The sequence below is a fragment of the Fructobacillus sp. ESL1129 genome, from assembly GCF_058507945.1.
In genome coordinates this window covers 550329-561639 of the sequence record NZ_CP196668.1, presented here as the reverse complement: position 1 = coordinate 561639, position 11311 = coordinate 550329, and the positions used below count along the sequence as shown (strand labels likewise).

8 protein-coding genes are annotated in these 11311 nt (G+C 47.3%); all 8 read left to right on the top strand.

The window, feature by feature from the left end; translation table 11 throughout:
* Positions 1–19 precede the first annotated feature (19 nt).
* The 8 genes from ACSYSL_RS02695 to smc all read left to right on the top strand — a co-directional run bounded on the left by ACSYSL_RS02695 (position 20) and on the right by smc (position 11304).
* Positions 20–508 (top strand): YehS family protein, encoded by a 489-nt coding sequence (locus ACSYSL_RS02695; RefSeq protein WP_029489949.1) that lies wholly within the window; start codon positions 20–22, stop codon positions 506–508.
* A gap of 183 nt (positions 509–691) precedes the next feature.
* The gene (murB, locus tag ACSYSL_RS02690; RefSeq protein ID WP_338349395.1) at positions 692–1582 is read left to right on the top strand and encodes a UDP-N-acetylmuramate dehydrogenase; all 891 of its coding nucleotides are present in this window, start codon (positions 692–694) and stop codon (positions 1580–1582) included.
* Between the two features lie 2 nt (positions 1583–1584).
* Positions 1585–3681: a Na+/H+ antiporter gene (locus ACSYSL_RS02685; RefSeq protein WP_491708989.1), complete on the top strand. Its 2097-nt coding sequence runs from the start codon at positions 1585–1587 to the stop codon at positions 3679–3681.
* Positions 3682–3684: 3 nt separating this feature from the next.
* On the top strand, positions 3685–4509 hold the full coding sequence (cdaA, locus tag ACSYSL_RS02680; protein WP_010017531.1) for a diadenylate cyclase CdaA: 825 nt from the start codon (positions 3685–3687) through the stop codon (positions 4507–4509).
* Positions 4506–5498, top strand: a complete 993-nt coding sequence (locus tag ACSYSL_RS02675; protein ID WP_491708988.1) for a CdaR family protein — start codon at positions 4506–4508, stop codon at positions 5496–5498. The genes cdaA and ACSYSL_RS02675 overlap by 4 nt, the downstream gene beginning before the upstream one ends.
* Before the next feature lie 47 nt (positions 5499–5545).
* The gene (gene glmM / locus ACSYSL_RS02670; RefSeq protein ID WP_491708987.1) at positions 5546–6913 is read left to right on the top strand and encodes a phosphoglucosamine mutase; all 1368 of its coding nucleotides are present in this window, start codon (positions 5546–5548) and stop codon (positions 6911–6913) included.
* Positions 6914–7032: 119 nt separating this feature from the next.
* Positions 7033–7731, top strand: coding sequence for a ribonuclease III (gene rnc, locus ACSYSL_RS02665; protein WP_491708986.1), 699 nt, complete (start codon positions 7033–7035; stop codon positions 7729–7731).
* Positions 7732–7746: 15 nt separating this feature from the next.
* The gene (gene smc, locus ACSYSL_RS02660) at positions 7747–11304 is read left to right on the top strand and encodes a chromosome segregation protein SMC (protein ID WP_491708985.1); all 3558 of its coding nucleotides are present in this window, start codon (positions 7747–7749) and stop codon (positions 11302–11304) included.
* Positions 11305–11311 lie beyond the last annotated feature (7 nt).

The following is an 11311-nucleotide window of genomic DNA, read 5'->3' as shown; positions in this document are numbered from 1 at the left end:
ACAGGAGAGCAGCACCATGATGAATAATAACGACGTGGTCATTCGTTTGCGCTACGCCTTATCACTTAGTAACCAAGAGATTGAAGAAATGTTTAAACTTGGTGGTGTCACGGTGTCGGATAGTGATCTTGACCGAATTTTGACTCGTCAAGAAAAGGACCAGAGCCACGACGCTGCCTTGTCAAATCACGATTTGGAAGCCTTCTTAAACGGATTAGTGATTAAGAAGCGGGGCCACCGTAAGGATAAAAATGGACAAGTTGTGCCCGCAACCTTTGATATGCGAAACGCCAAGCTTGTTAATAACGTGACGATTAAAAAGATTAAAATTGCCATGGCCTATACTTCTGACGATATTCAGGAGTTGCTGAAGTTAGCGGGGGATCATATCTCGAACGGCGAACTCTCGGCGATTTTACGTCGCCCTGATCACCGAAATTATCGGGAAGCCGGGGACCGCTACGTGCGTAAACTCTTAGCCGGTATGAGTAAAAAGTACCGGGGATAATGCCTCATAGTTGAGACAATTATTTGATTAAAACAGTCCTTGCAAGCGCAGGGCTGTTTTTGTTTGGTCGTTTTTAATGAGAATGGTTTTCCGTAGTCCTGCTTTCTTTCTGCCGAGTTGAATTCATTAGTTTTTTCATATGTAAGGGGTAAAATTTGTTATGATAGAAGAGATAGAACACAAATGGAGACTACCATGCCAAAGAACGGTTTAAACCTTTTAACAAACACGGAAATTGCTCCTTACGCCTATACCCAGGCTGGAGGGAAAGCTGATTATTTAGCCATTCCTCACTCGCTTGAAGAACTTCAGCACTTGGTTGCTTGGGCAAAAGAACAGGGTTTTCCTATCCACGTTTTTGGCCGGCTATCCAACTTAGTGGTTCGTTCTGGTGGACTACGCGGTTTGGTGATTTTAATGACGGAATTGAAAACGGTGGAACAGAAAGGAAACGAACTGAGCGCTGGTGCTGGTTGCGACATCATTTGGCTGGCGGCCGTGGCACAGGAGAAGGGCTTAGCTGGTCTTGAATGGGCAGCCGGTATTCCGGGCTCTGTTGGCGGGGCCGTTTTCATGAATGCTGGTGCCTATGGTGGGCAAGCTGACATGGTGGTTGAGTCGGTCACGGCTTTGATGCCGGACATGACCTTTCAGACTTTTTCACGGAAGGAACTGGCCTTTGCCTACCGACACTCTGTCTTTCAAGACAATGGCGGGATTATTGTCCAGGCAACCTTTGCTTTGAAAAAGGGAAATCGTCAAAAGATTCAGGACAGAATGGATGAAAATAACTACGCTCGTGCCTTAAAGCAACCCCTTTCCTGGCCATCGAACGGGTCGGTTTTTAAACGTCCGGAAGGTTACTTTGCTGGGAAGTTAATCATGGATTCAGGGTTACAAGGAACGTCAGTCGGGGGTGTCATGGTATCAACCAAGCACGCCGGCTTCATGGTCAACGTTGACCATGGTTCTGGAAACGACTATGAAGATTTGATTCACCTTGTCCAACAAGAGGTTTACAAGAACTACCAAGTCCATTTGGAACCTGAAGTAAGAATTATAGGAGACCGCTAACCATGACCTTAATTGAGTTAATGGTCGTCTTAGTGACGGGGGTTGCGCTTTCAAGCATTATCTCGCACTTTGTTCCGGCCATCCCGATTTCCCTATTTCAAATTGTCATTGGGGTGACTTTAGCAATCATGGGCAACATCAATGTCGAAGTCGATTCGCATTGGTTCATGATGCTGTTCGTCGCGCCCATCCTGTTCAATGATTCCTGGCGTTTTCCAAAACGAGAACTGTGGGAATTACGGGCTCCCATCCTTGGAAATGCCATTCTGCTCGTTTTGGTCACCACTATTGCGGGTGGCTATGCCATTCATTGGCTAATCCCTCAGCTACCACTGTCGGTTGCCTTGGCTCTGGCGGCTGTCCTTTCACCCACTGATCCGGTGGCGGTGCAGGCCATTGCCAAACGGGTGAAGCTACCTGAGAACCTCTTGCATGTGGTGACCGGCGAGAGTCTGGTTAACGATGCAACGGGATTGGTTTCGTTTAACACCGCCGTGAAAGCAACGGTTGTTGGAACCTTTGTGTTGGGGGATGCCCTCTTAAACTTCGCCTGGATGACCGTTATCGGGGTGTTGGTCGGTATTCTGCTTGGTTCAAGCATGATTGCCTTTCGAAATTGGGTTTCTCGTTCCGGTTTAGCAGATGTGGTTTTTTATACAATTTTCACTCTTTTGATGCCTTTCATCATTTATTGGGTGGCTGAAGGCTGGTTACATGCCTCTGGTTTAATCGCCGTTGTTACCGGGGGCATTGCGGCGAAAATTTTGTCTGATCGCCGTTCCAACCTCTTATCAGCTGAGGCAACTATCGTTTCCGTTCATTCTTGGGAAGTGGTCGTTTACGTGTTGAACGGCTTGATTTTCGTTCTGTTAGGGATTACTCTTCCCAATGCGTTGCACAGTATTTTGAAGAATACAGAAATTGCCAATTGGCAGGCCTTTGCCTATGGCTTTCTCGTCTGGCTGATTGTCTTTTTCATTCGAGTGATTTGGGCATACAGCATTCAGTTGGGCCAGCACTGGCACCACCGGAAGACAAAGGTCTCCTTCCGTTCAGCCATTGTTTCTGGCTTGACGGGCGTTCGTGGAGCCGTTACGATGGCCGCTGTTTTGACGGTACCGACCGTTACGGATGCGGGATCAGCCTTTGTTGGGCGGGATTTGGTCATTTTTATAGCGGCCGTCGTGGTGGTCTTGTCATTAATTGTGGCTTCCATTATGCTGCCGCTGGTGACCAAAGAGGTGAGTCAGCGCGACTTTACCCAGCCCGAATCGACGATGTCGGTTGAAGACGCTGCCGATCAACCAAAGGCTGACATTTCGGAACGGCGCGCACAACTTTGGCTTCTGCGAGTTGGTATTCAAAAGCTACGTGACATGCAGACGGAATCGAATCGACGAATTATCCATGAGTTGATTTCCAGGCGGCAAAAGTCAGCCCGTTCTTTGCGTCATCGCATTCATGACGATCAAGATCAGTCGGACTTTGCTGCTGAAAAAGAGTTGGAGTTGCAAGAGTTAGCTTTGCAAGCACAACGCAATCGCTTGCAACAGCTGTTGGTTGAGGAACACATTTCCCCCATCACTTACAGTTTGCAAGCCAAGCGGCTTGATCAATTTGAAGCGGATTTGGGCTCGGACCGTGAACTGGTTGGTTTGAAGCGAATGAAGTGGCTGTATCGCCGGTTACGGGCTGACTTTCGTATCTGGCTGTCCGATCAGGAATCGGACAGGGTCTATGAAGAATCCGGTTTAGCGATTCGAGAGATGGCTAAGGCAGCCATTAAAGCTTTATCAGATTACGTTTCTCGTCAAGTTGGGGACACCGTTACCCACCGAATCATTCGGCAGACGGCTTACAACTTGATTGTGATTTACCGCTATCAAATTGAAAAGACGAAACACGTACCGTCTTTTGACCAACAAGAACAAGACGATCGGAAGCGCTTGGAGCTTGAGCTAAAGACGCTGTCGGCTGAACGTGAGATGGTTCAGCAGCTATACGATCAGAAGCGGATTAGTCGGCAAACGAGTATTAATTTGCGACAATACATTAATTACGCGGAAACCAGGGCGCTGGTTGGCCGCAATGAGGAGTAAAAAATGGGAATTTGGGCTTACATGACCTCCAGTAATTTGGCCCACCTGGTCGATGTTTTGATCATCTGGTTCATTTTATATAAGGTCATCACTTTTGTAGAAGGCACCCGTGCCCTGCAAATTTTGTTTGGGGTTGGCGCCATTGTGTTGATCAAAGTCATCGCTTGGCGATTGGGCCTTGTGGTGCTTTCCTGGTTGATGGACCAAATCATCACATGGGCACCGATTGCATTGGTGGTTATCTTTCAACAGGAGATTCGCCGCGGACTAGAGAGCCTCGGACGGCGCATTACGGTTCGCAAGCAACACCTGGATAATGAACAGGCACGTGAATTAATCCGGGGACTTGATATGGCTTTGCAGTACATGTCGAAGCGAAGGATTGGTGCGTTAATTACGATTAACGGTAAGGATACGTTGGAAGAGTACATTAAAACTGGTATTCCGTTGAACGCAACTATTACGGGACAACTTTTGATTAACATTTTTATTCCAAACACGCCCCTACACGATGGGGCGGTCATCATTAATGACGATCAAATTGCTGTTGCGGCTGCTTACTTACCACTGTCGGAATCAACACGTATTCCAAAGGAATTGGGAACTCGTCACCGTGCCGCAGTTGGAATTTCAGAGGCAACGGATGCCGTTACGGTTGTGGTTTCTGAAGAAACAGGTGAAATTTCCATCACGCAGCGCGGGGACCTACTCCGGAACATGGATCAGGAATCCTACTTGAACTTCTTTGAAAAGCAGTGGATTGACCCTGTACAAAAGAAGAATAAGCATAACTGGCTCCAGTTCTTATTAAAAGGGAGGAAGTCATGAAAAAATTAGCCTCTTCAAAAATCATTAACGTGATTTTCTCGCTTTTGTTGGCCCTGCTATTGGCTGCCTACGTCCTTTCGATTAAGAACTATTCAAACTCAAATTCATCTAATTCTTATTCATCATTGGTGCCACAAAAAAAGGCCACGCTCACCGTTCCTTTGACTTTCCAATACAATTCAGATGATTATGTTATCGTTGGCGGTAGTTCATCTGTTTCAGTGAATGTGCAGGGATCTTCTGCATTGGTAACGGCTGCTAAGAATCATAATGACATTACGGCGTCTGCCGACCTTCGTGGTTTGGGAGCGGGACAGCACACGGTGAACGTTGCCCTTTCTGGGGTGAATAGTTCATTAACGGCTGCAGCTTCGCCTCAGACAGTGACTGTGACTTTGGCTGAAAAGAATTCGGCTAAAAAGAACGTGCAAGTCGATTATGATGAATCAAAACTGGCTAATGGCTATTCGGTCACGGATACCAGCACGGATGTTAAGTCCGTAACGGTCACTGGACCGAAGACCAATGTTGATGCCGTTTCCTACGTCGGCGCTGATGTTAGTCTCGATAAGAACACAAAGGCCAATGTGACACAGTCAGTGAAGTTAACACCTTATGACAAGGACGGAAACGTTGTTCAGGCATCGCTTTCGCAAACGAAAGCGAACGTCAAGCTAACGGTTTCGCAAAGTCAGTCCAGCAAAAAAGTCAGTTTGGAAGCCCAGGCTAGTGCTGGTACTGCCAGTGATTATGAGATTAGCTTCGACCCTTCATCCGTGACAATTTACGGGACAAGTGATACACTAAGTAGCATTAATTCTTTGCCTGTTAGTTTAGATTTGTCGAATATTTCAAGCAAAACGACAAAGAGTGTAACCTTAGATAAGCCGACCGGAGTTGACCAATTATCGGAACAGAAGGTATCGGTTACGATTACACCCAAGTCGTCAAGCAGCTCGAGTTCTTCTAGCAGCTCGAATAAAAACTAAGACTTTATTGAATAAAACGACAGTGAAACCTATTTGGAGATAAAGCAATGACAGAAAAGCAGTTAAAATATTTTGGGACCGATGGGGTGAGAGGGGTCGCTAATCAGGGGTTAACTCCTGAGTTGGCGCTTTCACTCGGTCGGGCTGGTGGGGCGATTTTGACCCGCCACAATGACAACCCTGATAAGAAGCCGGTTGTAATTGTCGGACAAGACACCCGAATTTCTTCTGAAATGCTTCAGGAAGCCTTGATTTCCGGACTCCTATCCGTTGGTGTTGACGTCTTGAATCTAGGGGTCATTACCACACCCGCCGTTGCCTATTTAGTTGAAGCACTCGAAGCCGATGCCGGGATTCAAATCACAGCGTCTCACAATCCTGCAAAGGATAATGGGATTAAGTTCTTTGGACAGGATGGCTTCAAACTCTCGGACGATTTGGAAGCTGAAATCGAAGCCATTCTCGATGGTCACGATGGTGATCAATTGCCACGTCCTTCAGCAGAAGGTTTAGGAACGGTTTCGCACTATCAAGAAGGTGCTCAAAAATACTTGGCCTTTTTGCAAAAGACGATTTCATCTGATCTTTCAGGATTCAAGATTGCCTTGGATGGTGCCAATGGTGCCACTTCGGATTTGCTTCCGCGTCTCTTTGCTGACTTGGGAATGGACTTTGAAACGATGGGAACTGAACCCGATGGGTTGAACATCAACGACCACGTTGGTTCTACTCATCCAGAAGCCCTTGTTCAGATGGTTCAGGAAGGAAACTTTGATGCCGGACTGGCCTTCGATGGCGATGGTGATCGGTTGATTGCTGTCGATGCCGAAGGAAACATTGTGGATGGTGATAAGATCATGTACATCACCGCCAAGTTTATGAACGACCAAGGACGTTTGAAGCACCAGACGGTTGTGTCAACGGTCATGTCGAACATCGGATTCTATAAGGCCTTGGAAGCTGAGGGAATGTCTTCAGTGAAAACGAAGGTTGGTGACCGCTACGTCATGGAAAAAATGCTGGAAGACGATGATAACCTTGGTGGTGAACAGTCTGGTCACATTATTTTCCGGGACTGGGCAAAGACTGGCGATGGGTTGCTCACAGCTTTGCAGCTGTTGCAAGTAATGAAAGAAACGGGTCGTTCCCTTCAAGAGCTCGCCGAACCAGTAACCATTTATCCACAGAAGCTGGTGAATGTGGAAGTTGCGGATAAGAACGCCGTCATGGCTGCCCCAGCTCTACAGGAAAAGATTGAAGAAGTTGAAAAGCAAATGGCTGGGGACGGTCGTGTGCTTGTTCGACCTTCTGGGACAGAAAACCTCGTCCGGGTGATGGCGGAAGCCAAAACACCGGACCTTGTTGATGGTTATGTTGAACAACTTGTTCAAACTGTTCAGGAATTAGCTAATTAATAAAGAAATGAAGCCAGGAAAGCGGATGTTTTCTTGGCTTTTTTCAATGGAGTCACGGAAAGATAGCGGCTTAAATCTGGTATAATATGAAGTAATTGAAACAGGAGAGGAAGACAAAATTGTCACCAGAAGAATTTAAATCTTATTTAGGCGAGCATTATCAGATTGGTTTTAATGACCTCAATTTGCTCAAAGAAGCCTTAACCCAACGTAATTTTTTAAATGAAAACCCAAAAGAGACGGGGCGCGATTATCAACGACTCGAATTTTTAGGGGATGCCATTATGCAGGCGTCCGTTACCGAATATCTCTTTAAGCGTTATCCAGATTGGGATGAAGGACAGCTGACCGAAATGCGAATCACCATGGTTCAAACCAAGTCATTTGCTCACTTCGCACAGGTAATTCACTTGAACGAGGCCATCCGTCTTGGTAAAGGAGAGGAAATGAATGGGGCGCGTCAACGTCCTTCATTACTTGAAGATATTTGGGAAGCCTTTATTGGTGCTCTGTTTCTTGATCAAGGGCAAGCAGCGGTTGTCTCCCTATTGAACCAGACTGTTTTTGCCGCCATTGATGAAAATTTCTTCGACCAGTTCATTGACTTTAAATCCCGTTTGCAGGAAAAGTTGCAGGCAAAGGGAACCGTTGATATCACCTACCAAATCGAAGAGGAAGAACGAAACGAAGACAATAGTCAACTCTTTAAGGTGTCGGTTGCGCTTGATGGTCGTATTTTAGCCTATGGATTTGGTTCTTCCATCAAGGATGCTGAAAAAGCCGCGGCGCAACAGGCATTGGTCGATTTAGCTGAATAAATTGAGTAGAAGTGTATGAAATTAAAAACGCTGGAGATTGTTGGCTTTAAATCATTCGCCAATAAGACCGTGATTGACTTTCAAAACGGGATGACCGGAATCGTTGGACCCAATGGTTCCGGTAAATCAAATATTATCGAGGCGATCCGCTGGGTTATGGGTGAGCAGTCCGCAAAGGACTTGCGCGGTAACAAAATGGCGGACGTTATTTTTGCTGGAACAAAAGACCGGAAGGCCCTTAACCGAGCAGAGGTTTCGATTACCTTTGATAACTCTGATCACTATATTCAGTCGGATTTTTCAGAATTGCGCATCACTCGGCGGCTCTATCGTTCTGGTGAATCGTCTTATCAACTGAACGGTGCAGAGTGTCGCCTGAAAGATATTCATGAAATCTTTATGGATACTGGTTTGGGTCGCGATGGCTTTTCCATTATTTCCCAAGGACAGGTGGAAAAAATTTTTTCCGCCAAGCCGGAAGAACGACGGGGAATCATTGAAGAAGTTGCCGGTGTGTATAAATACAAACAAAATAAAAACCAAGCGGAAAAAGACTTGGCGGTAACGGACGACAACTTAGCCCGTGTGGCCGACATTGTTCACGAAGTAGAAGGGCGTTTGCTCCCCTTGGAGAAGCAGGCTCAAACGGCAAGAAAATACCTTGAAAAGCGTGAGAATTTTGAGAAGCTTGATCAGGTACGCCTCACGCGGTCCATTCTTTCCCTGCAGGCAGATGTGGTTAACCAGAAAAGCTCACTCGAAGAGGTAAACCAAACCTTACAAGACAAGCAACGTGACTTGGGCTATAAGCGAACTGAATTGTCTGATGCTCGGACGACTTTGACAGCGGTGCAAGAGGAAAAGGACCAGTTGGCACAGGCCATCTTGACCAAGACACAGCAAAAAGAACAGCTGATTGGGAATCAAAAGTTGGCTTCTCAGGAAGCGGAAACGCTACGCCATGAAAGCCAAACTTTGGCCGAACAACTGACGAACTTGCAGCGTCAGGGGGAAGAGGCCGCTGGCAATTTGTCCGAAGCGGATGCACAGGAACGGCAGCTCGCCGATAAACGGATGGAATTAAAGAAAACCATCCAACGAATTGACCAAGAACATGGTCAGAAATCAATCGACCGGGTCAAAGAAGCGCTTGCCTCCAAACGGCAAGAATATGTGCAAGTGATGCAAGAATTAGCGACCTTGCACAATAAGCAGACCTTTGAAAAAAAGTCCTTGGCACAAAACGCGGAACAGACCGAGCGGAAGCAGGCTGCTCTGCAAGAGGCGCAAAGCGTCTTTTCGAATGCCAAGCAGGCGCTTGCAGACTACCAGCTTGAACATCCAGAAAAAAAAGCCGACGAAAATCCATACGCTGAAAAAATTGAGACTTGTAAACAACAGTTGCGCATGGCGAAGGAAGGTTACCAAGAATCACAAAAGTCATGGCAACAAGCAGCCTATGACTTGGATAAAGTCCGCTCGCTTTACCAGGCGGAGTCCTCTTTGGATGAATACGCTGGCTTCTATCAGGGTGTTAAAAACTTGATGGCGCCTGCCGTCAAGCGGAATTTTCCGGGTGTTCGAGGGGTTGTCGCTGAACTGATTGACGTACCAAGTCGTTATACCAAAGCGATTGAGACCGTTCTCGGCGGTGCTTTGCAAAACGTTGTGGTTGATTCGACACGGACGGCCAAGGCAATCGTTGCCTATTTGACTAAGAACCGAAAGGGTCGTGTGACGCTGTTACCTGAAGAAAGCATTCGGGCCCGTAGCGCTCGCGATACATACCGAGCTGAACAGGAAAACGGCTATCTGGGCGTGGCCAGTGATTTGGTTGCCATGCCAAAAGGTATGGAAAATATCCTGTCGAACTTACTGGGAACGACGTTGGTTGTGACCGATTTAGATGCCGCCACCCGCGTGGCAAAGGCTTGCCAGAATCGGTTGCGGGTCGTGTCTCTCGATGGACAGTTGGTCAACGCTGGCGGTTCGATTACTGGTGGTGCCAACCACCGGCAGGGGCCGTCGGTTTTGTCTCGGCAGGCCGAATTAAAGGAAAAAGAAGCCGCCTTGGTCAAAAAGGAAGCGATTCTGCAGGAACTGTCAGAAAAGCGTCGTCAATGGCAAGCGAAAGTGGACCAGTTGACCGACGAACTGCAAGAGCAGCAAACGGCTTTTTATGACTTCGAGAATCAGGGGAATCAGGTTGATTACCAACTGACGACTTTGAAAGATGCACTTGCACAGGCGGAAACCAAGCTGCAAACGCTGACCCTGGACCTGGCTGATTTAAAGGCTGAGGAAGAAGATGGACAAAAAATACTGGTTGAATCAAAGCAGGCTTTGTTGACGCAGGAAAAGAAGCAACGAGCATTAGAAGAGACAACGGCAGATTTGTCAGAACAAATCGAACGGCTTGAGAAAGAGCAAGCCGCTTACCAAGAGGAAAAGGCTGGCTTTCAGACAGAGGCAGCGACGGTTTCAGCTAAATTAGAAGCGGCTTCAGAAAATAAGAAACGCTTGCAAGCCCTGGTGCAGGAGTTGCAGCGTCAGCAAAACGAATTGGAGCAGCGTCAGGAAGAAATTAGCCAGCGCTTAGAGCAAGCAGCAAACGGGCCAGCTTTGTCCGAACAGCTCCAAGTCTTGGAAGCGGAACTGACAATGAATCAAACCCGCTCCCAAGAATTGGCCGATCGCCTGTTAGCTCTGGGACAGCAGGTAACCATCCTAGAAGAACAGTTAGAAAAAGAGCAAGAGGCCGTTAACCAACAAACGGTTGAGCAGGCCGATGCTAGCCATCGCTTACAGACGAGTCAAGAAAAGTTGGAAAAGCAAGCGGCGAGTCTTAAGCAAACCTATGGCTTAACGGTTGAAAGCAAAGAGGATGTGAAGCAATCGGAGCTGACTGATGCGCAGATCAATCAAGAATTAGCTGAGACAAAACGTGCATTGAACGCGCTTGGACCCGTTAACGTTGCCGCCATACAAGAGTATGATGAGATTAAGGAACGTCACGAATTCTTGACGCAGCAGGCAGAGGATTTGAACCAAGCAAAAGCGACTTTGCAAGCAACGATTGATGAAATGGATCAGGAAGTCCAGGTTCGCTTTAAGCAGACCTTTGACCAAGTGGCGGAACACTTTAAGGACGTCTTTACCAAGATGTTTGCCGGCGGTCAGGCTCAAATTGAACTGACCGATCCAGAACACCTGCTCACCACTGGTATCGACATTAAGGCCCAGCCACCTGGCAAGAAGTTTCAGCAGATGTCACTTCTTTCCGGAGGCGAAAAGGCGTTGACGGCCATTTCGTTGCTCTTTGCGATTTTGCAGGTTCGTCCGGTGCCGTTTGCTGTTTTGGATGAGGCCGAGGCTGCCTTGGATGAGGCCAACGTTGATCGTTTTGCTGCTTACTTAAAGAATTTCGGAGGCAGCACACAATTTATTACCATTACGCACCGAAAGGGAACAATGGTAGCGGCATCCGTCCTCTATGGCGTAACCATGCAAGAGGCCGGTGTGTCCAAGATGGTGGCGGTTAGTCTGGAACAAGCGGAAGAGAAACTCGCCTAAAGGAGGG

Bases quoted from the DNA above. Each gene is read 5' to 3' on its own strand.
- cdaA (WP_010017531.1), top strand. From the start codon at position 3,685: ATGGGAATTTGGGCTTACATGACCTCCAGTAATTTGGCCCACCTGGTC.
- glmM (WP_491708987.1), top strand. From the start codon at position 5,546: ATGACAGAAAAGCAGTTAAAATATTTTGGGACCGATGGGGTGAGAGGG.
- smc (WP_491708985.1), top strand. From the start codon at position 7,747: ATGAAATTAAAAACGCTGGAGATTGTTGGCTTTAAATCATTCGCCAAT.
- ACSYSL_RS02695 (WP_029489949.1), top strand. From the start codon at position 20: ATGAATAATAACGACGTGGTCATTCGTTTGCGCTACGCCTTATCACTT.
- murB (WP_338349395.1), top strand. From the start codon at position 692: ATGGAGACTACCATGCCAAAGAACGGTTTAAACCTTTTAACAAACACG.
- ACSYSL_RS02675 (WP_491708988.1), top strand. From the start codon at position 4,506: ATGAAAAAATTAGCCTCTTCAAAAATCATTAACGTGATTTTCTCGCTT.
- ACSYSL_RS02685 (WP_491708989.1), top strand. From the start codon at position 1,585: ATGACCTTAATTGAGTTAATGGTCGTCTTAGTGACGGGGGTTGCGCTT.